At 53.8% G+C, this 22,682-nt stretch carries 24 protein-coding genes; 18 read left to right on the forward strand and 6 right to left on the reverse strand.

Annotated features, from left to right (window positions below; genetic code table 11):
• The first annotated feature begins 41 nt into the window (after positions 1-41).
• Positions 42-677: a chemotaxis protein CheD gene (locus HCX89_RS13555; RefSeq protein WP_025886858.1), complete on the forward strand. Its 636-nt coding sequence runs from the start codon at positions 42-44 to the stop codon at positions 675-677.
• Here the strand turns inward: HCX89_RS13555 and HCX89_RS13560 are convergent.
• On the reverse strand, positions 638-1,432 hold the full coding sequence (locus HCX89_RS13560; RefSeq protein ID WP_167716376.1) for a methyltransferase domain-containing protein: 795 nt from the start codon (positions 1,430-1,432) through the stop codon (positions 638-640). The genes HCX89_RS13555 and HCX89_RS13560 overlap by 40 nt on opposite strands.
• Positions 1,433-1,630: 198 nt before the next feature.
• On the opposite strand from HCX89_RS13560, the gene HCX89_RS13565 reads away from it, so the two are divergent.
• Both HCX89_RS13565 and HCX89_RS13570 read left to right on the forward strand, forming a co-directional pair.
• Entirely contained in the window at positions 1,631-2,464 is an 834-nt protein-coding gene (locus HCX89_RS13565; RefSeq protein WP_044735635.1) for a MaoC/PaaZ C-terminal domain-containing protein, read from the forward strand.
• Between the two features lie 233 nt (positions 2,465-2,697).
• The gene (locus HCX89_RS13570; RefSeq protein ID WP_167716377.1) at positions 2,698-4,404 is read left to right on the forward strand and encodes a formate--tetrahydrofolate ligase; all 1,707 of its coding nucleotides are present in this window, start codon (positions 2,698-2,700) and stop codon (positions 4,402-4,404) included.
• Between the two features lie 60 nt (positions 4,405-4,464).
• Here the strand turns inward: HCX89_RS13570 and HCX89_RS13575 are convergent, their stop codons facing one another.
• Positions 4,465-6,084: a mechanosensitive ion channel family protein gene (locus tag HCX89_RS13575; protein WP_028779655.1), complete on the reverse strand. Its 1,620-nt coding sequence runs from the start codon at positions 6,082-6,084 to the stop codon at positions 4,465-4,467.
• A gap of 179 nt (positions 6,085-6,263) precedes the next feature.
• On the opposite strand from HCX89_RS13575, the gene HCX89_RS13580 reads away from it, so the two are divergent.
• Positions 6,264-6,599 (forward strand): hypothetical protein, encoded by a 336-nt coding sequence (locus tag HCX89_RS13580; protein ID WP_025886860.1) that lies wholly within the window; start codon positions 6,264-6,266, stop codon positions 6,597-6,599.
• A 4-nt stretch (positions 6,600-6,603) separates the two neighbouring features.
• Here HCX89_RS13580 and HCX89_RS23000 read toward each other — a convergent pair whose 3' ends face one another.
• Positions 6,604-6,729: a hypothetical protein gene (locus HCX89_RS23000; RefSeq protein ID WP_037436329.1), complete on the reverse strand. Its 126-nt coding sequence runs from the start codon at positions 6,727-6,729 to the stop codon at positions 6,604-6,606.
• Between the two features lie 239 nt (positions 6,730-6,968).
• On the opposite strand from HCX89_RS23000, the gene HCX89_RS13585 reads away from it, so the two are divergent.
• From HCX89_RS13585 to rraB, 6 genes are all read left to right on the forward strand, one after another.
• Positions 6,969-7,268, forward strand: a complete 300-nt coding sequence (locus HCX89_RS13585) for a hypothetical protein (protein WP_109247278.1) — start codon at positions 6,969-6,971, stop codon at positions 7,266-7,268.
• 81 nt (positions 7,269-7,349) lie between these two features.
• The gene (locus HCX89_RS13590; protein ID WP_167716379.1) at positions 7,350-8,555 is read left to right on the forward strand and encodes a hypothetical protein; all 1,206 of its coding nucleotides are present in this window, start codon (positions 7,350-7,352) and stop codon (positions 8,553-8,555) included.
• Positions 8,539-9,447, forward strand: a complete 909-nt coding sequence (locus HCX89_RS13595) for a metal ABC transporter solute-binding protein, Zn/Mn family (RefSeq protein ID WP_025009328.1) — start codon at positions 8,539-8,541, stop codon at positions 9,445-9,447. The genes HCX89_RS13590 and HCX89_RS13595 overlap by 17 nt, the downstream gene beginning before the upstream one ends.
• A gap of 2 nt (positions 9,448-9,449) precedes the next feature.
• On the forward strand, positions 9,450-10,211 hold the full coding sequence (locus HCX89_RS13600; protein WP_093982046.1) for a metal ABC transporter permease: 762 nt from the start codon (positions 9,450-9,452) through the stop codon (positions 10,209-10,211).
• Between the two features lie 138 nt (positions 10,212-10,349).
• Positions 10,350-11,093 carry a 1-acylglycerol-3-phosphate O-acyltransferase gene (locus HCX89_RS13605; RefSeq protein WP_025009330.1) on the forward strand — a complete coding sequence of 248 codons (744 nt, stop codon included), beginning with the start codon at positions 10,350-10,352 and terminating at the stop codon, positions 11,091-11,093.
• 31 nt (positions 11,094-11,124) lie between these two features.
• Positions 11,125-11,514 carry a ribonuclease E inhibitor RraB gene (gene rraB / locus HCX89_RS13610; protein ID WP_025009331.1) on the forward strand — a complete coding sequence of 130 codons (390 nt, stop codon included), beginning with the start codon at positions 11,125-11,127 and terminating at the stop codon, positions 11,512-11,514.
• Between the two features lie 76 nt (positions 11,515-11,590).
• Here the strand turns inward: rraB and degS are convergent, their stop codons facing one another.
• The 3 genes from degS to HCX89_RS13625 form a co-directional block, all read right to left on the reverse strand.
• Positions 11,591-12,673 (reverse strand): outer membrane-stress sensor serine endopeptidase DegS, encoded by a 1,083-nt coding sequence (gene degS / locus HCX89_RS13615; protein WP_167716443.1) that lies wholly within the window; start codon positions 12,671-12,673, stop codon positions 11,591-11,593.
• Positions 12,674-12,822: 149 nt separating this feature from the next.
• Entirely contained in the window at positions 12,823-14,178 is a 1,356-nt protein-coding gene (gene degQ / locus HCX89_RS13620) for a Do family serine endopeptidase DegQ (RefSeq protein ID WP_144160398.1), read from the reverse strand.
• A 149-nt stretch (positions 14,179-14,327) separates the two neighbouring features.
• A complete protein-coding gene (locus tag HCX89_RS13625) occupies positions 14,328-14,675 on the reverse strand; it encodes a DUF1043 family protein (protein ID WP_045283169.1) in 348 nt (115 codons plus the stop codon).
• 169 nt (positions 14,676-14,844) lie between these two features.
• Here HCX89_RS13625 and zapE point away from each other — a divergent pair, with 169 nt between their 5' ends.
• The 8 genes from zapE to rlmB all read left to right on the forward strand — a co-directional run bounded on the left by zapE (position 14,845) and on the right by rlmB (position 22,672).
• Positions 14,845-15,939 carry a cell division protein ZapE gene (gene zapE / locus HCX89_RS13630; protein ID WP_107110174.1) on the forward strand — a complete coding sequence of 365 codons (1,095 nt, stop codon included), beginning with the start codon at positions 14,845-14,847 and terminating at the stop codon, positions 15,937-15,939.
• Between the two features lie 298 nt (positions 15,940-16,237).
• The gene (rplM, locus tag HCX89_RS13635) at positions 16,238-16,666 is read left to right on the forward strand and encodes a 50S ribosomal protein L13 (RefSeq protein WP_025009334.1); all 429 of its coding nucleotides are present in this window, start codon (positions 16,238-16,240) and stop codon (positions 16,664-16,666) included.
• Positions 16,667-16,680: 14 nt separating this feature from the next.
• Entirely contained in the window at positions 16,681-17,073 is a 393-nt protein-coding gene (rpsI, locus tag HCX89_RS13640; RefSeq protein WP_025009335.1) for a 30S ribosomal protein S9, read from the forward strand.
• 117 nt (positions 17,074-17,190) lie between these two features.
• On the forward strand, positions 17,191-17,379 hold the full coding sequence (locus tag HCX89_RS13645; protein ID WP_028779661.1) for a DUF2065 domain-containing protein: 189 nt from the start codon (positions 17,191-17,193) through the stop codon (positions 17,377-17,379).
• Positions 17,380-17,444: 65 nt separating this feature from the next.
• Entirely contained in the window at positions 17,445-18,740 is a 1,296-nt protein-coding gene (locus HCX89_RS13650; protein ID WP_025886864.1) for an adenylosuccinate synthase, read from the forward strand.
• A 113-nt stretch (positions 18,741-18,853) separates the two neighbouring features.
• Entirely contained in the window at positions 18,854-19,474 is a 621-nt protein-coding gene (locus HCX89_RS13655) for a tetratricopeptide repeat protein (protein WP_025009338.1), read from the forward strand.
• A gap of 45 nt (positions 19,475-19,519) precedes the next feature.
• Positions 19,520-21,934, forward strand: coding sequence for a ribonuclease R (gene rnr, locus HCX89_RS13660; RefSeq protein ID WP_167716381.1), 2,415 nt, complete (start codon positions 19,520-19,522; stop codon positions 21,932-21,934).
• Positions 21,935-22,672, forward strand: coding sequence for a 23S rRNA (guanosine(2251)-2'-O)-methyltransferase RlmB (gene rlmB, locus HCX89_RS13665; protein WP_025886866.1), 738 nt, complete (start codon positions 21,935-21,937; stop codon positions 22,670-22,672). It begins immediately after the preceding gene.
• Positions 22,673-22,682 lie beyond the last annotated feature (10 nt).

A 22,682-nucleotide genomic window follows, 5' to 3' on the forward strand; every position in this document is an offset into this window, starting at 1 on the left:
CTGAGGTCTATACTTGCTGTGCTTGGACACAGGGAGTTGAGATGCAAGGCATTAGCGATGCGTACAAGGGGTTTGAAGGAACAGTTCGTCAGTGGGATGAACGTTTTGGCAAGGTGGTTGCCAGGGTCGATCCCGGCGATTTTTATATTACAGGTGCCGATGAGTACATTTTTACCCGCTTGGGGTCTTGTGTGGCGGCTTGTATCTGGGACCCCGTACTCGGCATAGGTGGCCTGAATCACTTTCTGTTACCCGAGCGCAAACTTCACGAAGATTGGCACCAACTGACCAGCTACAGCTGCCGCTACGGCAACTGGGCCATGGAGCAGCTGATCAATGCCATACTCTGTGTCGGTGGTCAGCGACACAGATTACAGGCCAAAGTATTCGGCGGCGCCAGAATGGGCCAAAGCAGTGTGCTGAATGTCGGCCAGTCCAACATAGATTTTGTACTGCGTTATCTCGAACTCGAGCAGATCCCTGTGCAGGCGGAGGATTTGGGTGGCCCTTGGCCGCGTAAGGTGATGTTTCACCCCAACAGCGGCAAGGTCTTGCTCAAGCACATGGATCCCGAACGCCTGGCGCAACTGGTGCCGGAAGAGAACCGTTATCTGGATCAGATAGTGGATGGCAAAGATCAACCCTCGATCGAGTTGTTCGGCCCGGATGCCTTGTGAGCAATGAAATGCACGTAGCGGCCCAGAGAAAGATAGGGCTGCTGGCGTGAGTATTTCAGCTCCATTTCCAGCAGTTGCTGGAAGTCGAAATTATCCGGCAAGCTCTTTTTAAGATAGTCATGGATGACTCTTACCCCGGATTCACACCTCAACTCCAGTTGCCACTCGTTAAACCAAGCTTGTACATCGGCTATTTGCAGCGGATGTTTCGGGCTGAGGCGGACTTTTTTGCGGGTCTGCAGATCGGCAGCCACATAGTCGAGATTGCCAGACACCAGGGCGTGAAAGCGCATCGCTTCCTTATTGAAAAACATCAGTGAAAACAGGCCGTCATCTTTCAAGAGTGACAGCAAGCCCGCCAGCGTCCCCTTGGCATCATGCAACCATTCGGCAACCGCATGGCAGAGGATAAGGTCGAACTGGCCCAGTTCCGTTACGTTCAGCTCCTGAATGGCGCAGTGCAGCAGTTGAATATCCAAGGGCTCGGCCGAGGCGGCAATCTGCTCCCGGGCTTGTTCCAGCATGGCCGAGGAGATGTCGCAAAGTACTACTTCATGCCCCATGGCTGCCAGTTTTTGACTGAAAAAACCGAAACCGCCACCGGCATCCAGTACTCTGAGTTTACGGCCGGCAAAATAGGGTAACTGTTCCTGCAGATCGCGCCAGAGTATGGCGGCTCGGATCTGCCCTTTGGGGGTTCCATAGATATTGTTGGCGAACTTTTGCGCCAGCTTGTCAAAGTTCTGATCTTGCACTTTGGAGGGTTCTGAATGACTTGAAGGCATATAGTGTCTCACAAGCCGCAGCCCTTGGCATCAGGCCCAAGCGCTTATGGCGGACAGATCGCAAAATCACAGATAGCTCCGAAAACGGCAGGGATGGGGTATAATGCTCGGCTTGGAATACTCAAGGTGGGCTTTTTGGTTATGGAATTCAGTGTCGAACTGCGAACAATGCCTTCGTTGTTTTCGCTGTATCGCAAGATTTTTTTCGGGCGAAAGCCTGGCTGGGACAACCAGCCTTTACCTCGTATCAGCGTTAATACTCCCGGCGTGGCTTTGGAGCCAGGCAAGGTGGCCGACTACGCTCAGGTGTGTGGCTTCGAGTTTGATGGCAAAACTCTGCCGCCTACCTATCTGTATGTGATGGCCTTCAGGTTGCATGCGGTGATCTTTACCCATGACGCCATCACTTTTCCTCTGCTGGGAATGATCCACCTGCGTAACCGTATCAGTCAGTTTCGCAGTGTTACCCTTGATGAGCGTTTCGATATCGACTGTCGCCTCACCGACAGCCGAGAGACAGATTCCGGGCTGGAGTTTGACCTTATTTCCAGGGTGACTGTGGCCGGAGAGCTGGTGTGGGAATCCTTGTCTACTTATCTGTATCGCATAGATAAGCCGGGGCGCAGGGCAAGACCACCCAAGGCCGGGGATATTCAGTGGGAAAACCCCAGTGTCTGGGAGTTGGGTGACGACTTGGGGCGGCGTTATGCCAGAGCCTCGGGTGACTATAACCTGATCCATCTGCATCCCTTGCTTTCCAAGCGTTTTGGTTTCGACCGGGTGCTGGCCCATGGCATGTGGTCCAAGGCCCGCTGCGTGGCTCAGTTGATGCCTGAGCTGGGCAATAGGCCCTGTGTCATTGACGTGGCGTTCAAGTTGCCGCTGTTTATGCCGGCCAGTGTTTGCTTCTGCGCCGAGGCCATGGAGCAGGGCTATAAGTTTGAACTCAGAGATCAGAAAGGGCGCAGGCCGCATCTTTGTGGTGAGATCTCCCTGCTCTGAGGTGTCGGGGTCTAGGTTTCCCGCCTTGGCCCCTGTTTGGCTCCATGATTCCTGCGTTCGCTATTTTCCCTCCGTTCGGAAACTGTTTTTCGGCCAATTCCGGCCAGAGATTTCTTGACCCAGATTAAGGTATTGCTGAATAAAGAGGGCTCCGACTTTAGCTTGAAGCCGGAATGGCCTAGTATGCGGGTCCTTTGATCTATTTGCTTTGGCCCTTGTGGGAGTTTTACTGAATGTTGAAGGACATAGAGATCTCTAGAATGACGCCGAGGCGTCCCATTGAGCATATCGCTACTGAGCTGGGGTTGCGTCCCGGTGAATTCAGCTGTTACGGCGACCACAAGGCAAAAATCCCGCTGTCCTTGCTCGAACGGGTCTATGACTATCTGCCCGGTAAGCTGATTCTGGTGACTGCGATAACGCCTACGTCACACGGTGAAGGCAAGACGGTGACCAGCATAGGTTTGACCCAGGCCCTGCATGCGCTCGAGCACAAGGTTTGCGCCTGTTTGCGCCAGCCCAGTATGGGGCCGGTCTTTGGCGTCAAGGGTGGGGCTGCCGGCGGTGGTTATGCCCAGATAGTGCCGATGGAAGAACTGAATTTGCATCTTACCGGTGACATTCACGCCATTACCAGCGCCCACAACCTGGCCGCCGCCGCGCTGGATGCCAGGCTGCATCATGAGCAGCGCCTCGGGGCGGCAGAGTTCAGCCGTCGCAGTGGCTTGGATGCGCTCAATATCGATCCGGAAAAGCTCTTTTGGCACAGGGTGATGGATCACAATGATCGCAGCCTGCGGCAAATTCAGGTAGGGCTGGGAAATAACAATGGCCCTGAGCATGAGTCTGGCTTTGATATCACCGCCGCCTCGGAGCTGATGGCTATTTTGGCTTTGAGTCGCGATCTTGCCGATATGCGTCGCCGTGTCGGCCAGGTGTTGCTGGCACTCGATACCTCCGGACAGGCCATCACAGCTGAGCGGCTCGGGGTTGCCGGTGCCATGTGCGCCATTTTGCGTCAGGCGCTGGAGCCGACACTGATGCAGACCCTCAACGGCGCCCCTTGTCTTATCCACACAGGACCCTTTGCCAATATCGCCCATGGCAACTCCTCTATCATTGCCGACGAAATGGCGCTGAAACTCAGCGACTATGTGGTCACTGAAGGCGGCTTTGGCTCGGATATGGGTTTTGAGAAGTTCTGCAATATCAAGGCGCCGATTTCCGGGCGTCAGCCAGATTGCACAGTCTTGGTGGCGACCTTGAGAGCGCTTAAGAGTAATGCCGGGCTCAAGGGGGAGGCAGTAAGCCAGCCTAACCAACAGGCACTGGAACAGGGCTTTGCCAACCTGGCCTGGCACCTGGCCAATGTGCGCCGCTACGGCACACCTGTGGTGGTGGCCGTCAACCGTTTCCCCGAGGATACCGAGCAGGAGCTTGAGTGGCTGAGGCAGGCCTGCCTCGCCGAGGGCGCCGATGCTTGTGAACTCAGTGAGGCCTTTGCACTAGGTGCCGATGGCGCCAAGGCCCTGGCCGAGTCGGTATTGGCGGCCATAGGCAAGGGCGATGGCTTCAAGCCTCTCTATGACCCTTCGCTTGGACTCGAGGCCAGTCTGGCAACCTTGGCCGAGCTTGGTTATGGTGCGGCCGGGGTAGAGTTGTCGGCCAAGGCCCATGAGCAACTGGCCGAGATCCGGCGTCTTGGCGCAGATAAGCTGCCTGTGTGTATGGCCAAGACGCCTATGTCTATCAGCCACGATCCCAAACTCAAGGGGGCCCCCAGCGGTTTTACCCTGCCAATCACTGAGCTTAGGCTTAACGCCGGAGCCGGTTTTGTCACCGCTTTGGTGGGCAAGGTGATGACAATGCCTGGGCTGGGTTTGAACCCAGGCTACCTGCATATCGATATCAATGAGCAGGGTGAAGTGATAGGGCTTTAACTCGATAACAACAAAGGGCGCCTCTGCGCCCTTTGTTGTATTGGATATTGCCGCGCCGATTTAACCGCGATAGAAGTGTACGTCCCGCTGCGGGAATGGAATGCTGATCCCTTCCTCGTCGAAACGCATCTTCACCGCCCGGGTGATGTCCCAGTAAACTTCCCAATAGTCTTCCGGCCTGACCCAAGGGCGCACCACAAAGTCCACCGAGGATTCGCCCAAGAGGTGCAGTTTAACCGTAGGCTCAGGGTGCTTAAGTACTTTGGGATGCTCTTGCACCAGTTGCTCCAGCACGGCTTCAGCCTGTTCAATATTATCGCTGTAGCTGATGCCGAAGGTCATATCTACCCGTCTGTGATGCTCGGCGGTGATATTGTTGATGGTATCGCCCCAAATTTTGTTGTTGGGAATGATCAGCCGCTGGTTGTCCAGGGTCTTGATAGTGGTAGATACCAGGCTCATATGGCTGACTCTGCCTGTGACTCCGGCGGCATGGATCAGATCTCCCACATCGAAGGGACGATAGATAAGGATCATCATCCCTGAGGCGAAGTTGGACAGGGTATCCTGCAGCGCAAAACCGATAATTACCCCGGCAATACCGAAACCGGCCAGTAGTGGGCCGAGTTCGAATCCAAGCTGTGACAAGGCTATCAGCAGCCCCAAGGTAAAAATAATCTTGCCGGAAAGCGAGGTGAAGAAATCTTGCAGCAGCTTGCTGAACTTGAGTTTGGAGTTACTGACCGCCTTGGCGACGATTCGCTTGGTTAATTTGGCCAGCAAGACGGTAAGTAGCAAGATAAACAAGAAGATAAATATCTTGAACAGTATATCCGGCCCACCTTCAATCAACTGCGCCTTGGCGATATCAAACCACTGTCCGGCCAGACTGGAGACGATATCGATATTGAGGACGTCCTGGGTGATATCCCCGGAAATGGCAAACAGGGTCTTTTTCAGATCGCTGGTATCTACATCCAGTTTATCCAGCATGCCTATCACTGCACTCAGGCTGCTGCTGTTGTTTTCCAACCGCTCTTTCAGCAGGGTCAAGGTCTTGCTCTGCTCGCTGCTGACATCTTTGCCCGCCAGCGCATTTTCGGCCATTTGCACGCCCAACTGCTGCTGGTTGTAGCTCACCAGACTTTCGAGCAACTCGGCTCTGACGATAAGACGTTGCTTGAGTGATTCTTTCGCCTGGCTGACATCCTGTCCCAGTTGCTCTGACCAATTGAGCAGTTCCAGCAAGCCTTTTTGAATTTCATCCTTTTCCAGGCTGCGGCGGGAGATCTCAAGCATCAGCTGTTGATCTTCCCCTTTGCCGAGTTTGCCCTGCAGCGACATTATCTCCTTGTCGAGATATTGCACCATCTCCTGCAGGAGTTGCCGCTGCGCTTGCAGATGCGGCAAAACATTCACCTTGGCATTCTGTTCTGCGCTCTTGTCGCCAATGGCATCTATGCTCTCTTTGAGTTTATTTCTTTGCGCCAGAGTCAGCGCCTTGATCCTAAACTCAGTCACCGCCTTGAGTTCGCCTTTGGCACTGCGAAGCTGTTGAATATTTTGTCTTATGGTTTGCTGCATCAAAGTGAGCTGCTCGGTAGCGAGCGGTTCGGGTTCAGATGCGAAAGATTGCCAGGAAAGAGATAAACACAACACGAGCAAGAGAGTTCTAACCATGTTTTTGTCCGATTTTTATCTGTATTTTTGAAGTGTTGGAGTCAATAAATATGACACGAAATGTCCCATGACGCCCAAAAAGCTCGCGGATTTGTGGTTTTTCACTCATGGGAGATATAAGGCAGACGTCAGCTTTGCTAGAATAGCGCCCTTTGTTGAGCTCGCCGGAGAACGCTCGAGTGCTATGTTCCAATTGCAATAAAACCTTTAATGTTTCTCAGATAGCCCGGCAGCGGGGCAGTGGCTTTTCCGCGCAGATCCAGTGTCCTCATTGTGAAGCCTGGCTTGGGAAGACGCCTTGGTTATTGAAATTGAAACTGGTGGGTTTTTATCTGGGGGCGGCTGCGGCTATCTGTGCCTGGTTGGTTCCAGAGACCAGACACTTCGGGATACCTGTCGCAATCCTTGGGCTGATCGTCTTGCTGATCAGCCACCTGATGGATCATCTGCACACGGTTGAAGCGCCGGTTAAAGTTGAAGAGGATGATTCGGCGCAGCGGCAGAAGTATCGCTGAGGGCTCAGTCTACCACCTGTACCTGATTGGCCAGGGAGGTTTCTACGTAATAGATGCCGCCCAAAATGGCGCCGCAAAACAGAATGGCAAACAGGATAATCCCCAGGTTATTTTTGAGAAATGCCAACATAGCTTTTCCTTTGGTTAGGCTGCTCCCATGGGCGGGCGCGAGCACAAAGAGTATAGGGTAAACCTTAACCGGCAGAGCTTAAGCAGAACTTAATCTCAGCCAGGCCTGTAAGCTGTAATTAGTGCCGAAACCTTGGCGTTGTTACATATCTTGTAACTTTTAGTTTCAGCTTCGCCTTGTTAACCTTGTTGCAACCTCGGGGTAGGCTGGCTTACACTAGCGCCGGATCTATCTGGGGGATGTTAGGTTTGGATATCGCTGTTCGTACAAGAAGCACTATTGCCATATGGCTTGCCGCCATACTGGTGCTCTTGTCTGTGGCTGCATCGGCCCACAGCATTTCCCATCTCGAAGAGGGTCACAAGACCCACTGTACTCTCTGTTTCCATCAGCATCAGCTGAACAAGCTCATGCCTGGCACCGGGCTGCATCTGGATGCTGTCAAACAATCCTATATCAGAGTCAGTTTTACGGCTCCTTCCTGGCAGGCGACCCACGTTCGCCTGTTCAACAGTCGTGCTCCACCTGTAACAGACTGAATTTAAAGAGACATCTATTTAAATTTTGCTATCGACCGCATGGAATTGCGGTGCGATGACTGCTGTATTTCAGGAGCTAAAATGACTGTTTTTTCAACTCGTATTTCGCCTCTGGCCTTGGCCTGTGGCTTGTTTTCCACCTGTGCAATGGCCCAGGACCCTACGCTGACCAATCCGGCGATCAGTGCGGTTTTGGATGGCTATTATCAAACGGCGGATCGTCCCATGGCCGAGCGTCAGGAAGGTTTTGGTCTGGGGGAAACCGAACTGGCGCTCAGCGCCAATATTGACGATATGTTTTACGGCAAACTCACCACCACCATAGAAAATCATGATGGTGATACCGAAGTGAATCTGGAAGAGGCTTTTATTCAGACCTTGGCGATGCCGGCAGGGTTTGCGGTGCGCGCCGGACGTTTCCTGTCTGATGTGGGCTATCTCAATAACCAACATCCCCACACAGACGCCTTTACCGACAGACCGGCGGCTTACCGTGCCTTCCTGGGCAATCACTACTTCGATGATGGTATCCGCTTGAACTATGTGGCGCCGACAGACCTTTACTGGGTAATGGGTCTGGAAGTTTTCAAGGGCGACAAGATGCGTGCCGAGGATGAACACGGCGAGCGCGAGTTCAAGGATGTGGGTGTTTATACCGCTTACACCAAGATAGGTGGCGATATAGGGACAGACAGCTCCTGGCAGTTGGGGCTGTCCTATCTGCGCAATGAAAATGGCCGCATGACCCCTTTTGAAGAGCACGCAGGTGAGGAAGAGGAGCATGATCACGGCCACGACCATGAAGGTCACAGCCATGGTGCCTCTTATACGGGTGAAAACACCTATATTGCCGACTTTGTTTATAAGTGGGCACCCAACGGCAACTACAAGTATCAGCATCTGACTGTGAGTGGTGAATATTTCCGGGTGGCAGATTTCGTTGCCGAGGCCGAGCATGAGCATCACGAGGATGAACACGCCCATGCAGAGCCGAAAGATTACCATCAGGGCTGGTATCTGAGCGGTGTCTACCAATGGAGCCCCAGCTGGTCTACCGGGATCCGCTACGGCGAGCTGGATACCCAGCAGGCCCACGACGATCATTTCCACGGTCAGAAGCTGAAAGAAACCGAAGTTAGCCTGGCTTGGCATCACAGCCACTTCTCTACCGTAAGACTGCAGTACACCAATCAGCGTGGCACTAATTTCGACGGTATCGAAGACGACAATGTTATCACTCTGCAATACGTTATGACTCTGGGGGCCCACGGTGCGCATCAATTCTAAATTTGTCGGCCTGGCCACGGCCGCTTTGACTCTGGTGGCCAGTTGGCAGGCTCAGGCCAGCCTGAATATTTTTGCCTGTGAACCTGAATATGCCGCGTTGGCCAAGAGCTTGGCGCCGGATGCGGACATCTATTCGGCCACAACCGCCTTGCAGGATCCTCACCAGGTGCAGGCTCGGCCCAGTTTAATCGCCAAGATGCGCCAGGCTGATCTGGCGGTCTGCGCCGGTGCGGATCTGGAAATCGGTTGGTTGCCTATGCTGCAGATGAAATCTTCCAACGCCAAGGTGCGCTCTACGGATCAGGGGCTGTTTTTTGCAGCCGATCAGGTTGAGACCCTGGATAAGCTGGATTCGGTCGACCGCAGCATGGGGGATGTGCACGCCAAGGGGAATCCGCATCTGCACTTTGACCCGTATCGGATGCTGGATATCGCCAAGGCGCTGAGCGCCAAGCTGGTGGCCCTGGACCCTCAAGGAAAAGCCGATTACGAGGCTGCGCTCAAGGCATTCAGCGAGCGTTGGCAGCAGGCTATTCCCAAGTGGGAAGCCGAAGCGGCATCACTCAAGGGCAAGAAGGTTATCGCCTATCACACCAGTTTCCGCTATCTGTTCAACTGGTTGGGAGTTTCTCAGGTCGCGGATCTCGAGCCCAAGCCCGGGTTGCCCCCCAGCAGTTCACACTTGGCTTCGCTGCTTGAGCGGGCAGGGCAAGGGGATGTCAGTGCCGTGGTAGTGGCATCCTATCAGGATGAACGTGGCGCCAACTGGTTGGGTGAAAGAGCCAAGTTGCCTGTATTGGTATTGCCCATGTCGGTCGGTGGTAACGCCCAGAGTCAGGATCTTTTCAGCCTGTATGACAGCGCCATCTCGCTGCTCAAGAGCGTGAATTGATTATGGACAGCGGACTGTTCAGCATACTCTTGCCGGCCTTTGCGGCCGGCCTGCTGGTGCTCTCAACCCATGTGGTATTGGGGCGTCAGGTGTTGAAGCGCGGGATCATCTTTATCGATCTGGCGATTGCCCAAGTGGCGGCTCTGGGGGCGATAGTGGCGCATCTTAACCATGATCTGGAGGATATTCCTTATTCTCATGTATGGATGCCGGCATTGTTTGCCCTGGCCGGGGCCGGAGTCATAGCCTGGTTGTCACGTAAGATGGCCTCTGAGCTGGAGGCCATGATCGGCTGCTTCTACGTGTTGGCTGCTGTGGCTGCCATGTTGCTGCTCTCCAACGACCCCCATGGTGCCGAGCTGCTCAAGCAACTGATGTCGGGGCAGATCCTTTGGGTCAACTGGCCACAACTGATCTTGCCGGCACTGGTTTATGCTCTGGTGTTGGGGCTATTGCTGTGGCGCCCGTCTTTGCTCAATGGCGCCGTGTTTTATCCCCTGTTTGCCCTGGTGATAACCCTGTCGGTGGAGCTGGTGGGTGTCTATCTGGTGTTTAGCACCTTGATTCTGCCGGCACTGGCGCTGAATAAATACAGCGGCCGTTTCGCACTTGGCTGGGCCTATCTGGTCGGGGTATTGGGTTATGTCGCCGGTCTGTGGGCCTCGGCGAGTTATGACCTGCCTAGTGGGGCCGCGATAGTGGCAACTCTGGCACTGAGCGCTCTGCTGTTCCGTGTGCTGCTTGGCTTCAGCGGCCGCCGCTGAGACTGGCGAGATTGAATGCGGCCCCAGTGGCCGCATTTTTTTATGCTGTTAAAAATCAGCGCACAGATGTAAACAAAAGATTGAGCCACAGCAGGCCTGTAGCTATACTGTCCGCCGTTGCATAAGTGGAGTAAATTTATGCTGTTGATAGTCCGTTCTCTGCTGCTGGCGGTACTCTTATTGCTGGCCTTTGTTTTTGGTGGCATTTTTTGCATCTTGCGTCCAAGACACAGAGACAATGTACACCTGTTTGCCCGACTGTTTTCGGCGGTAGCGCCTATACTGGGTGTTAAAGTCATAGTGCGTGCAGGCAAAACCAACCCGGGTGAGCCCTGTATCTTTCTGGCGAACCATCAAAATAATTTCGATATGTTTACCCACACAGCAGCGGTTCCCAAAGGCACTGTCAGCCTGGGAAAGAAGAGCCTGTTGTGGATGCCGCTGTTTGGTCAGCTTTATTGGCTTTCGGGTAATATTCTCATCGACCGTAAAAACCGTACCCGCGCCTTTGAAACCATGGCCGAGACGGCGCGTAAGATCAAAGAGAAATGCCTCTCTGTATGGATATTTCCTGAAGGCACCCGCAGTCGCGGTCGCGGTCTGTTGCCCTTCAAGGCTGGGGCATTTCATACCGCCATAGCCGCCGGAGTGCCTATGGTACCGGTACTGGCTTCCAATCAGTGCCATATCAAGCTCAACCGCTGGAACAATGGCGTGGTGATCATTGAGATGATGGAGCCGGTGGCGACCAAAGGCCTAAGCAAGGCCAATGTTAAAGAGTTGTCCGATAAGGTCCATGCCACCATGGCCAGCAAACTGAAACAACTCAATGCCGAGGCGGCAGCACTTATGGGTAAAACTGTGCCCGCGGATATCGTATAATACCCTCTGACCTATTTATTCGGAGACAAGCATGTCCATTGAACGTCTGTTGCAGGCACAGAAGCAGGAAAACCGTGACATTATTCAGTCCTTGCTGGATGACGGTTCTGAGGCCGATGCTGAATACACCATAGAGCACCATTTTTCGTCCACTAACTTTGATCGCCTGGAAAAGGCCGCAGTCGATGCCTTTAAATTGGGCTTTGAGGTTAACGATGCCGAAGAGGTGGAACTGGATGATGGTAGTTTGATTTTCTGTTTTGACGCCATTGCCTACCACCAACTGGAAGCCGAACTTCTGGATAAGGCCTGTGAGCAGTTGCTGCAGCTGGCGGTCAAGCATAAGGTCGACTATGACGGCTGGGGCACCTATTACATAGGTGACGAGCTGGAAGATGAAGACGACGAAGAGCAGGACTAAGTCCTGTTACCAATAAAAACACCGGGTTCTTGGCCCGGTGTTTTTGTCTCTGCCAGTTTTGTCGGCAGATTTATTTTCAGTTGTAGTCGACCGGCTTCTCGCCAATAACGACCGGGAGCTCTATCTGTTTACCGGCGCGGATCACCTGCAGTGTGACCTTGGTACCGGGAGGGGTCTCGGCAATCCTGTCCATCAGCATATAGATGCGGGTAACCTCTTCACCCTGATACTGAGTGATCACATCTCTGGGCCTCAGACCGGCCAGTGCTGCCGGGCCATTGGGTTCTATGCCGGTTACCACTACGCCGCGAAGATCCGGCAAGTTAAGTATTTGCGCCACAACCGGGCTGACGTCTTCACCCGAGATCCCCAGAGCCCCGCGAATAACCCGGCCGTCCTTGATCAGTTTGCCCATGACAGCGTAGGCTAGCTTGATGGGAATGGCGAAGTTGATGCCATGGCCACCCCCTTCACCGCCTATCTGGAAGGCGGCAGTGTTGATGCCTATCAGGCCGCCATGGGTGTCTATCAGGGCACCACCCGAGTTACCGGCATTGATGGCGGCATCGGTTTGCAGAAAGTCCAGGTAGCCTGTGCTCAGGCCGTTACGACCTGTGGCACTGATGATCCCCTGGGTAATGGTTTGCCCCAGGTTATAGGGGTTACCTATGGCAAGCACCACATCGCCCACTTGAGGTGGGCTGTCGAGGTTAACCGGTACGACTGGCAGGTTATCCCCCTGGATCTCCAGCACGGCCAGGTCGGTTTCAGGATCCTGACCGACTACCTCTGCACCGAATTTTCTGCCATCCTGCAATGCCACCACAATTTCATCGGCCTTCTTGACCACATGATAGTTAGTGAGAATGTAGCCTTCCTTGCTCATGATGACGCCTGAGCCCAGGCCCTGCAGAGAGCCGCCATTCAGAGGCCGGCTCTGGTTGATACTCAGGCTATAGATATTCACTACCGCCGGCGCGGCGCGGCGTACCGCCTTGGCAAAGGACAGCTCTGCACCACTGTTTCCCCTGAACTGCAACAGGTTGCCACCAAGATTGCCTTCGCCCATAAAACGGTTGGCCAGCAGAAAGACTGCCGCCATTACCAGGCCAAAGACCACAGCTTTGCAGATATAGATCAGGGTTTCTTTCATTGTGATGATATTGCTGAATATTAAAAAAGGCTCGTTAGATTAGCATGTTTCTTGTTCTTGCGAACAATAGTCAAGGCTCAGGAAGTCAATTTTGCCCTGAATTGGGCACCGGAAATAGAAAAAGCGGGGTTATCCCCGCTTTTTCCGGATGACTGTCAACCTCTGAGGATCAGATACAGGCTGCTGTTGCCCCTGACTATCTTCAGTGCCACTGCGCCTTGTTGCTCTTTGAGTTCTTCTTTCAGTGCTTTGAGAGTGGCGGTCTTGGTACGGTTGACCCCAACAATCAAGTCACCTTTTTGCAAGCCACTCATGGCCGCTGGAGAATTCTGGGCGATATCGGTGATCTCGATACCTTTCTTGCTGTTCTCAAGAGTGGCACCGGCCAACATAGGATGAACGGCGCCGGCCGCAGTTTCTTTCACTTGGCTGGCCTCACCCAGAGTGACTTTGACTGTCTTGTCATCACCATCACGTATCAGGCCAAGCTCTACCTTGGTGCCGGCACCCATGGTGCCAATCTTGGCTCTCAATTCCTGGAAGCTCTTGATCTTGCGGCCATTAATGCTGACGATAATATCGCCTGCCTTGATGCCCGCCTTATCGGCGGCGCTGCCTTCCATTACTTCGCTGACAAAGCCACCGTGTTGGGTCTTGAGACCGAAGCCTTGAGCCAGTTCATTGTCCAGATCCCGACCCATGACCCCCAGAACGCCGCGGCGGACTTCGCCGTGTTCGATAATCTGATCCACCAGGCTATGAACCATGTTGGCCGGTATCGCGAAGCCGATACCTACGTTACCGCCGCCGGGAGCCACAATGGCGGTATTGATACCGATAAGCTCGCCGCGCAGGTTAACCAAGGCGCCGCCTGAGTTACCGCTGTTAATGGCGGCATCGGTTTGAATGAAGTTTTCCAGCATCTCTATGCCAAGGCCTGTACGCCCCAGAGCGCTGACAATACCTGAAGTCACGGTTTGCCCAAGACCGAAGGGGTTACCTATGGCCACGGCAAAGTCGCCAACCCTCAAGTCATCCGAGTCGGCAGATTTGACTGCCGTGAGGTTGTCGGCCTCAATCTGCAACAGGGCAATATCGGCATCTTTATCTTTGCCTATTAACTTGGCCTTGATTTCGCGGCCGTCGTGCAGACCCACCTGAATATCATCGGCGCCATCGATTACATGGTTGTTGGTGACTATATAGCCCTTGTCGGCATCTATGATGACACCGGATCCCAAACCGCGAAACGGTCGCTCCTGTACTTGCTCCTGCGGGGCGTTGGGGCCAAAGAAGTAGCGGAATATATCCGGTACCCGTTGGCGGGAAACCTGAGTGCCGGAAACAGCCACAGAGACAACCGCCGGTGTGGTTTGCTCCAACATGGGGGCCAGACTCGGCATGGCTTGGCCGTCTACGGCTTGTGGCAGCGCGGCCTGGGAGACTACAGGGGCCAGTGTCAGGGTGGCCCCGAGGAGGGCGGCGGAAACAAGAGATAACTTGGTCTTCATCTATGCATTGCTCCTAATACGGGATCAAATAACCATGTACTGTTTGCCACCGAGGTGGCTGAATCATAAAGGCTCTTACGAGCGTCCGGTAATTAATCCGACTTTAATCCTGTTTAAAAAGTTCATCATTCATTAACAAAGATTAATTTTTATTGCACGCTGACAGGGGACGCAGTCTCTGGCCTTTCTTCCGTGTCAGGCACACTGGTCAGCATAGCTGGCAAAGGGGCCAGTTGCTCCTCTTTGGCCAATCTTTGGCTGCCCTGATTCCAATGCTGATTGAGGCGATTGATCTGTTCTGTCAGTTGTCCCAGCAGTGCCCTCTGTTCGGCCAGATGATCGCTGACCTCCTGCTTGTGTTGGCTCAATTCCATCTTGCTGCGCTCTATGGCAGCCCCTTTACTGCTCTTGCCGAGCCCCCGGCTGACCAAGGTCTTGCCGATATAACCCAGTATCAACCCTAGAATGAAAGCCGCAAACACCAGTGGCCATTCCATATCGACTCCTTAAGTTTGTCTTTGTGTCTTATGCTCTTGCTCGACCCCATAGGGATACCTGGCAAAATATACCCCGAGCGTGGGTCTCATGATACCATTTGCCGCCCCAACTCTGTTGCGTGAGTTGGGTTAGGTACCCATCAAATAAGGTTAAAAGAGAAGAATTCAAGTGTCGCAGTTAACCCCCTGGCAGCATTACCAACAAGATCTCACCCGTGAAGATTTCAGCCATGACCCGGCGCAGGAGCAAGCGGTAAAGGCATTGCAGCGTGTTTATGATGAGCTGCAAAAGCCGCAAAAGTCCGGATGGCGCAATTGGTTCAGCCGGGAAAAAAACAGCAAGGTTCAGGGGCTTTACCTCTGGGGCGGTGTTGGGCGCGGCAAGACCTATCTTATGGACACCTTTTTCGATGCCCTGCCGGGTGAGCAGAAACTGAGAGCGCATTTCCATCGATTTATGCACAGAATTCATCGGGAACTGGACGAGCTCAAGGGAACCCGGGACCCGCTGTTGGTAATAGCCAAACAGATGGCGCAGCAATATCGGGTGATCTGCTTTGATGAGTTCTTTGTTTCGGACATCACGGATGCCATGTTACTGGGCACGCTGTTCGAGGCCCTATTCAAGGAGGGCGTGGTCTTGGTGGCCACCTCCAACATAGTGCCGGACGACCTTTACAAGAATGGTTTGCAGCGGGCCAGATTTTTACCAGCCATCGCCGAAATCAAGGCCAACTGCCAGGTGCTGAATGTCGATTCTGGAATCGACTACAGACTGCGGACCCTGGAACAGGCCGAGATCTACCATCACCCGCTGGATGAAACCGCCGAGTGCAATTTGCAACGTTATTTCACCCAACTGGCGCCTGAGTCTGAAGTCTCTGAAACGCCGCTGGAGATAGATGGGCGCAGCATAGTGATCCGTAAGCAGGCTCAAGGTGTTTTGCTGGCCGACTTCCGCGCGCTGTGTGATGGGCCGCGCAGTCAGCGGGACTATATGGAATTGGCGCAGCTGTTTCACACAGTGTTGCTCAGTGGCCTGGAACAGATGGGCGCCCAGCAGACAGGGGATGATATCGCCCGCCGGTTTCTGGCGCTGGTGGATGAGTTCTACGAGCGGCATGTGAAACTTATCATCTCGGCCGAGGTACCGCTCGAGCAGATTTACACAGACGGGCAGCTGAGTTTTGAATTTCGTCGCTGCCGTTCCCGCCTGATTGAGATGCAGTCCCGGGATTACCTGGTTCTGGAGCACCTGCCATAGGGGATTATTGCGCCCGTTTTGTTGCCGACAATCCAACCGAATGAGCACGGTAACCAAGGCGTCGATGGTGCTAAAGCGGTAACGACTTGAAAAAGATCGTCTTTTACGGCGGGATCTCAAAAAGCAGGTGATTTTTAGTTCAGCTTTGTCTATAATCCGCCACCTGCCCACGTTACTCCGCCGATTGGGCGGATTTAAAAGCCAGATTCTTTGCTCGAAGGGGCAGAGAAAGGCATTTTTGTGTTATCTGCATCCGCAGGTAGCATGTGACAGAATTTAACTTTGGGTTTTTGTAATAATGAAGACTTTTACTGCTAAGCCAGAAACTGTAGCTCGTGACTGGTACGTTGTTGATGCCGAAGGTAAGACCCTGGGTCGTATCGCCACTGAAATCGCTCTGCGTCTGCGTGGCAAGCACAAGGCTGAGTACACTCCTCACGTAGATACCGGTGACTACATCATCGTGATCAACGCCGAGAAAGTAACTGTGACCGGTAACAAGGCTGCAGGCAAGACGTACTACTCGCACTCAGGCTTCCCAGGTGGCATCAAGCAAATCAGCTTCGAGAAGCTGCAAGCTCACAAGCCAGAAATGATCATCGAGAAAGCAGTCAAGGGTATGTTGCCAAAAGGCCCTCTGGGTCGTGCCATGTTCCGTAAGCTGAAAGTTTACGCTGGCGCAGAGCACAACCACGCTGCACAACAACCTCAAGTTCTTGATATCTAAACGGGATTAAGCAAATGGCTGCAACTCAGTACTACGGCACTGGCCGTCGCAAAACTTCAACTGCTCGCGTATTCGCTAAAGCAGGTAGTGGCAACATCGTTGTTAACCAACGTCCTCTGGATGTTTACTTTGGTCGTGAAACCGCTCGTATGGTTGTTCGTCAACCGCTTGAGCTGGTTGAAATGACTGAAAAGCTGGACATTTATGTAACTGTTAAGGGTGGTGGTATCACTGGCCAAGCCGGCGCTATCCGTCACGGTATCACCCGTGCTCTGATGGAGCTGGACGAAGCTCTGCGTCCTACTTTACGTTCTGCTGGTTATGTAACCCGCGATGCTCGTAAGGTTGAGCGTAAGAAAGTTGGTCTGCGTAAAGCACGTCGTAAGCCACAGTTCTCCAAGCGTTAATATCGCTTTCGAGATACCAAAAACCCAGCATACGCTGGGTTTTTTTATGGCTGAGATTTATCCCTGGCAGCCCTGTATACTCAGGGTTGTTGTGGCAGGTTTAAATGGGGGTGAAACATGAGTTGGCAACTACTGTTGATGGCCTTGGGTTTGGTATTGATCCTGGAAGGGGTGGGGCCCTTATTATTCCCCAACCGCTGGCGTCGTTACCTGTTGGAAGTGGCTTCCCAACCGACAGTTATCATGCAACGCCTGGGCGGCGTCCTGGTTGTTGCAGGAATTGTCATATTGATTATTTTTTCATAAATACTTGCCCCTTCCATGCCAATATCTGTTAGAATCCTGCTTTAACCGCAACCTTGCAGCAAACAATGGGCAAAAATGTAGTTGTTCTCGGCACTCAATGGGGTGACGAGGGAAAAGGTAAGATTGTCGACCTTCTGACCGAACAGGCAAAATTCGTAGTCCGTTACCAAGGTGGCCACAACGCTGGTCATACTCTGGTTATCGATGGTGAAAAAACCGTTCTTCATCTGATCCCCTCAGGCATTCTGCGCGATAACGTCAAGTGCATTATCGGCAACGGCGTGGTTTTGGCGCCCGATGCTCTGATGAAAGAGATCGGCATGCTGAAAGAGAAAGGTATTCCGGTAGAGGAACGCCTGCTGATCTCTGAAGCTTGTCCTCTGATCCTTCCTTTCCACTGTGCGCTGGATATTGCTCGCGAAAAAGCGCGTGGCAACAAGGCTATCGGTACTACAGGGCGCGGCATCGGCCCGGCTTATGAAGATAAAATTTCCCGTCGCGGCTTGCGCGTAGGGGATCTCTTCAATCCACAACTGTTTGCCGAGAAACTGAAAGAAGTGATGGCCTATCACAACTTTATGCTGACCGAATACTATAAGTGCGAAGCCGTTGATTACCAGAAGACTCTGGATGACGCGCTGGCACTGGCAGACTACCTGAAAGGTCTGTGTGTGGATGTCACCGAATTGCTGGATCAAGCCCGCAAGAATGGCGACAACATACTGTTTGAAGGCGCTCAGGGCACATTGCTGGATATCGACCACGGTACTTATCCATTTGTAACCTCTTCCAACACTACTGCTGGCGGTGTGGCAACAGGTTCAGGATTCGGTCCTCGTCATCTGGATTATGTTTGCGGCATCATCAAGGCTTATACCACCCGTGTGGGTGCCGGCCCATTCCCGACTGAACTGGAATGTGAAATCGGCGATCACCTGGGTACCAAGGGCCAGGAATTTGGTGCGACAACCGGTCGTAAGCGTCGTCCGGGTTGGTTGGACATAGTGGCTATGCGCCGCGCGGTTCAGATCAATAGCATCAGTGGTTTCTGCTTGACCAAGCTCGACGTTTTGGACGGCTTGAAAGAAGTGAAGCTCTGCGTAGGCTATCAGCACCCAGACGGTACTGTGTCCAATGTGACTCCGCTGGCGGCCGAAGGCTACGAGCACGTTACTCCTGTGTATGAAACCATGCCAGGCTGGAGTGAGAACACCTTTGGTGCCACTTCTCTGGAGCAACTGCCGCAGGCAGCAATCAACTATATCAAGCGGATTGAAGAACTGCTGGAAACACCTGTCGATATCATCTCAACCGGGCCTGACCGGAATGAGACCATGATTCTGGTGAATCCATTCAGTTAAGTAAAAAGGCCGCCTAAGCGGCCTTTTTCGTTTATGGGGCTTACACTGTTTGCCCTTAAGAATTGGGTTATACTGCCGATGAAAAGACAGTCTATTTGTCATCAGGACAGCTTATGTTGCGTATAGCCCTATTACTCTTGTTAGTAACCAGTGCCAATGTGTTGGCCGAAGAAACCAAGGCCGTGGATATCTACAGCCAGGAAGAACTGCTGGAGCTTATTCGCAGCAAGCAATACCTGACCCGGGTCAAAGCCGATGACTGTCAGCTGGTGCAGGATATTGAGGCGCGCGCCGAAGTGCTCAAGCAGCCGTTGTACCAGTACCTCTGGGGTGAGATGCTTAATTTCGGCATCTGCGTCAAGGCCAATCCGCCCAGAGGAATATCGCTGCTCAGGGATGCCGCCGAGCAGGGCAGTGCCGAAGCCATGGTGCGCATTGCCGAGTATTATAAAGATGGCAAGTTTGTACTGCAGGACAAAGAACGTTCGGTGCAGTACCTGTTACCCGCTGCCGCCAACGGTGACCTACCGGCCAGAATGATGCTGGTCGAGCTGTTTGCCAAGGGTTATGGCAGCCCAAGGGATTATGTCTTGGGGTATCACTGGCTCTACAACCAGGTGTTCAGCGATGAACAGACCCAGCAAGACGCCAAAAGATTATTGCAGCTGTTAGCGGCTAAAATGCCCGCCAGTCAGGTGGAGAAGGCCAAAAAGGAACATCTGCAAAGCCGTTAATTAGCTTGTCGCACTGGATGCGACAACGAAAAAATTGGAAATTGAATGATAAAAGATCCTCATTTTGAGCGAGAACAAGATAAGTACGACAACCCCATCCCCAGCCGGGAATTTATATTGGAATATCTGCGCTCGCAGACCTCTCCCCTGAATCGTGAGCGGATCGCCACGGCCCTCAACATCTCCGACGAAGAACAACTCGAGGCGCTGCGGCGTCGGCTGCGTGCCATGGAGCGCGATGGTCAGCTGGTATTTACCCGTGGCCAGTGTTATGGCCTGCCGGAGCGGATGGACTTGATCCAGGGTACTGTACTGGGCCACAGAGATGGCTATGGCTTCTTCCGTCCCGATGAAGGCGGTGATGACCTGTTTATCAACCATGGTGACATGCTCAGATACTTCCATGGCGACAAGGTGTTGGCGCAGAAGGCTGGAGTCGATCGCAAGGGGCGCCGCGAAGCTCGCATAGTGCGCTTGGTCGCCGAGCGAACCGCCGCCTTGGTGGGGCGTTTCCATGTCGATTGCGGCATGGCCTTTGTTATTGCCGATGATAAGCGGATTACCCAGGAAATATTGATAGACAACGCCGATCGCAACGGCGCCCGTCAGGGCGATGTCGTGGTGGTGGAACTCACCCGCAGGCCGGGGCGCTATGTCAAAGCCGCCGGTAAGGTGGTTGAGGTGCTGGGTAAAGAGATGGCGCCGGGCATGGAGATAGAAATTGCCCTGCGCAACTATGATCTACCCCATACCTGGTCTGCCGCCATCGAAAAGAAACTGCGCAAAATATCCGATGAAGTGCAGGAAGAGGACAAGGTAGGTCGGGTCGACCTGCGGCAACTGCCCTTGGTCACCATAGACGGTGAAGATGCTCGCGACTTTGACGATGCTGTCTATGCCGAGCGCAAGCGCAGCGGCGGTTGGCGCCTGTGGGTGGCCATTGCCGATGTCAGCTATTATGTGCGTACTCAATCGGCGCTGGATCAAGAAGCCCGTGCTCGAGGCAACTCTGTGTACTTCCCGTCACAGGTGATCCCCATGTTGCCGGAAAAGCTGTCCAACGGCCTGTGTTCCCTGAACCCGGGAGTTGACCGTCTCTGTATGGTGGCCGAGATGACAGTGTCGGCGTCGGGTAAGTTATCCGGCTACAAGTTCTATCCGGCGGTGATGCATTCCCACGCCCGTTTCACCTATACCCAGGTGGCGGCCATGCTGGAAGGCGAAGAAGGCCTGGAAGAGCATAAGCCTTTACTGCCGCATCTCAAGGTGTTGCAGGAGCTGTATCTGGCGCTCGATAGCCAGCGAGCCAACCGTGGCGCCATCGCCTTTGAGACGCTGGAAACCCAGTTCATCTTCAATGAGCAGCGCAAGATAGACAAGATAGTGCCCAGAGCCCGTAACCAGGCGCACAAGATCATCGAAGAGTGTATGATCCTCGCCAACGTGGCGGCGGCCAAGTTTGTCAAAAAGCACAAGGGTGAAGTCCTCTATCGGGTGCACGAAGCGCCATCCGAGCAGAAGCTGACTCAGTTCAAGGAGTTTCTGGCTGAGCGGGGGCTCTCCATGGGTGGCGGTCTCGAACCCGAACCCAGTGACTACCAGGCGCTGATGGAAAAAGTCCAGGGGCGCGCCGATGCCGAACTCATTCAGGTGATGTTGCTGCGCTCTATGCGCCAGGCGACTTACACACCGGACAATGAAGGCCACTTTGGTCTGGCGCTGGAGGAGTATGCTCACTTTACTTCGCCGATTCGCCGTTATCCTGACTTGGTGTTGCACAGGGTGATCCGTTACCTGCTCGCCAAAGAGCGCGGCGAAGCGAACGACAAGTGGACCCCTGACGGCGGCTATCACTATCAGCTCGATGAGCTGGATCAGCTTGGCGAAGAGTGTTCCAACACTGAGCGTCGCGCCGATGAAGCCACCCGTGACGTCTCCGACTGGCTCAAGTGTGAGTTTATGCAGGACCATGTGGGTGACACCTTCGATGCGGTGGTGGCTTCCGTCACCAGCTTCGGGCTGTTTGTGCGCCTCAATGATTTGTTTATCGACGGCTTGGTGCATATCTCTACCCTGGGCAGCGACTACTTCCAGTATGATCCCATGCGCCAGCGCCTGATAGGTGAGCACTCAGGGCAGATCTACCAGATTGGTGATGCTGTGACGGTCAAAGTCGCCTCGGTCAATCTGGACGACAGACAGATAGACTTGCTGATGGTGGACGAAGAGGGCCGCAGCCAGCGCCGTAAAGGCCGCAGCAAGAGTAAGCCGCTGACCGCACGGGAAAGGGTCAATATTGAAGGAGCCCGCCGCTCGGCCAAGGCACAGAAGCCGGCAGGTAAAGGGAGCGCAAAGTCTAAGTCCACAGGCGCATCCGCCAAGAGCAAATCAACCAAGGCTGCCGGCAACGCCGGGGCGAAAAAGCCCAAGGCAGCCAAACGAGTCAAGAGAAAGAAGTAAATGAAAAAACAGGAACTGGTGTTTGGCATTCACGCGGTCGAGTCTTTGCTGAAACACGCTCCGGAGCGGGTGCTGGAAATGTGGCTGCTCAGTGGTCGTCAGGATGACAGGGTCAAGCCCTTGTTGGAGATGGCGGCTCAGTGGGGCATTCGCGCCCAGCAGGCGTCCCGCAAGACACTGGATGACAAGGCTGAAAGTACTCAGCATCAGGGGATCATCATCCGGGTGCGTCCGGCCAAGGTCTTGACCGAAAACGATCTGGAAGCCTTGCTGGACAAGACGGACTCGCCATTTTTGTTGATCCTGGATGGTGTCACAGATCCCCACAATCTGGGGGCCTGTCTGCGAAATGCCGATGCGGCCGGGGTTCACGGCGTCATAGTGCCCAAAGACAACTCAGTGGGGCTGACGCCGACCGTCAGCAAGGTGGCTTGCGGCGCGGCCGAGACAGTGCCGCTGTTTCAGGTGACCAACCTGGCGCGTACCATGAAGCGTTTGCAGGAAAGGGGGGTGTGGATTGCCGGCACCGCAGGCGAGGCCGACAGCACCCTGTATCAGGCCGACCTCAAGGGGGCTCTGGCCATTGCCATGGGCGCCGAAGGCAAGGGGCTGAGACGCCTGAGCCGCGAAAGTTGCGACACCCTGATCTCTATTCCTATGGCGGGCAGTGTCTCCAGTCTGAACGTGTCGGTGGCGACCGGTATCTGTCTGTTTGAAGCCGTGCGTCAGCGCCTCTAACTGCCGAATA

The sequence above is a fragment of the Shewanella sp. Iso12 genome (assembly GCF_012030025.1).
GTDB classification, from domain to species: Bacteria; Pseudomonadota; Gammaproteobacteria; order Enterobacterales; family Shewanellaceae; genus Shewanella; species Shewanella algae.

Bases quoted from the DNA above. Each gene is read 5' to 3' on its own strand.
- HCX89_RS13555 (WP_025886858.1), top strand. From the start codon at position 42: ATGCAAGGCATTAGCGATGCGTACAAGGGGTTTGAAGGAACAGTTCGT.
- HCX89_RS13565 (WP_044735635.1), top strand. From the start codon at position 1,631: ATGCCTTCGTTGTTTTCGCTGTATCGCAAGATTTTTTTCGGGCGAAAG.
- HCX89_RS13570 (WP_167716377.1), top strand. From the start codon at position 2,698: ATGTTGAAGGACATAGAGATCTCTAGAATGACGCCGAGGCGTCCCATT.
- HCX89_RS13575 (WP_028779655.1), bottom strand. From the start codon at position 6,084: ATGGTTAGAACTCTCTTGCTCGTGTTGTGTTTATCTCTTTCCTGGCAA.
- HCX89_RS23000 (WP_037436329.1), bottom strand. From the start codon at position 6,729: ATGTTGGCATTTCTCAAAAATAACCTGGGGATTATCCTGTTTGCCATT.
- HCX89_RS13585 (WP_109247278.1), top strand. From the start codon at position 6,969: ATGTTAGGTTTGGATATCGCTGTTCGTACAAGAAGCACTATTGCCATA.
- HCX89_RS13590 (WP_167716379.1), top strand. From the start codon at position 7,350: ATGACTGTTTTTTCAACTCGTATTTCGCCTCTGGCCTTGGCCTGTGGC.
- HCX89_RS13600 (WP_093982046.1), top strand. From the start codon at position 9,450: ATGGACAGCGGACTGTTCAGCATACTCTTGCCGGCCTTTGCGGCCGGC.
- HCX89_RS13605 (WP_025009330.1), top strand. From the start codon at position 10,350: ATGCTGTTGATAGTCCGTTCTCTGCTGCTGGCGGTACTCTTATTGCTG.
- rraB (WP_025009331.1), top strand. From the start codon at position 11,125: ATGTCCATTGAACGTCTGTTGCAGGCACAGAAGCAGGAAAACCGTGAC.
- degQ (WP_144160398.1), bottom strand. From the start codon at position 14,178: ATGAAGACCAAGTTATCTCTTGTTTCCGCCGCCCTCCTCGGGGCCACC.
- HCX89_RS13625 (WP_045283169.1), bottom strand. From the start codon at position 14,675: ATGGAATGGCCACTGGTGTTTGCGGCTTTCATTCTAGGGTTGATACTG.
- rplM (WP_025009334.1), top strand. From the start codon at position 16,238: ATGAAGACTTTTACTGCTAAGCCAGAAACTGTAGCTCGTGACTGGTAC.
- rpsI (WP_025009335.1), top strand. From the start codon at position 16,681: ATGGCTGCAACTCAGTACTACGGCACTGGCCGTCGCAAAACTTCAACT.
- HCX89_RS13645 (WP_028779661.1), top strand. From the start codon at position 17,191: ATGAGTTGGCAACTACTGTTGATGGCCTTGGGTTTGGTATTGATCCTG.
- HCX89_RS13650 (WP_025886864.1), top strand. From the start codon at position 17,445: ATGGGCAAAAATGTAGTTGTTCTCGGCACTCAATGGGGTGACGAGGGA.
- HCX89_RS13655 (WP_025009338.1), top strand. From the start codon at position 18,854: ATGTTGCGTATAGCCCTATTACTCTTGTTAGTAACCAGTGCCAATGTG.
- rnr (WP_167716381.1), top strand. From the start codon at position 19,520: ATGATAAAAGATCCTCATTTTGAGCGAGAACAAGATAAGTACGACAAC.
- rlmB (WP_025886866.1), top strand. From the start codon at position 21,935: ATGAAAAAACAGGAACTGGTGTTTGGCATTCACGCGGTCGAGTCTTTG.